Raw genomic sequence first — 744 nt, forward strand, 5'->3', positions numbered from 1 at the left:
GGAATCACCGCACCACCACACGGATTATATCTGGTACTGGTGGAATACTAAAACACCCAACAGCTTGCACCGAAAGTGCGAAATATCCACGATTGGCTATTGCGTTTTGCTACGGAATGGAAACTTGCTGAACATGCTCTCTATCCTTCGCCAAGCCCCGTCATTAACTCCGGTGATTGGTGTGCTCGTGCTCTCGATCTTTGGTAAGCGCCCCATAGGTGTGTTCAGCCGCTCAATATTTGAAACTGTGCCGCTATCGCCGTCAAAAGATATCTTCAAAACGGTGCAGCTGTACTTCCTGACAACAGATGCAACAACCCCACGAACCTCGCAGGAAGGGTACAGCCACGCGTCCCCATCGATAATTACTGGTGACCCAAGCAGTCTTACAACGTCGGGCTTTTGTTCACCTATTTTGACCTCATCCCAGAACTGTACGCCCGCACTCGGATATCCATGATATTGCACGGATGAAAAAAAACATCCTCCCACAGCAAGCGCCGCACAATACAGAACAAAAAACCTCAACATCACGACAGACCTCGGAAAACAGATCGCAGGATAGCACCCCCATTTTGCTCTGTCAATTGCTACTGTCCGCAGATGCAGCCTTTTTGATGAGCTCTACTGTGTTGCCTACTCCGTAGAGCTTTACGAATGACCCAAACCTCGGACCGTCGCTCTGTCCGAGCAACACTTCGTACAGCATCTTGAACCACTCCCTCAGATTGTTCGGCAGATATT

General features: G+C 49.5%; 1 protein-coding gene. It reads right to left on the reverse strand.

The window, feature by feature from the left end:
• Positions 1 to 96: 96 nt before the first annotated feature.
• Positions 97 to 531, reverse strand: a complete 435-nt coding sequence (locus tag GAC_RS02850; RefSeq protein WP_010267666.1) for a hypothetical protein — start codon at positions 529 to 531, stop codon at positions 97 to 99.
• Positions 532 to 744 lie beyond the last annotated feature (213 nt).

This window comes from Anaplasma marginale str. Florida (genome assembly GCF_000215485.1).
Lineage (GTDB): Bacteria > Pseudomonadota > Alphaproteobacteria > Rickettsiales > Anaplasmataceae > Anaplasma > Anaplasma marginale.

Bases quoted from the DNA above. Each gene is read 5' to 3' on its own strand.
- GAC_RS02850 (WP_010267666.1), bottom strand. From the start codon at position 531: ATGTTGAGGTTTTTTGTTCTGTATTGTGCGGCGCTTGCTGTGGGAGGA.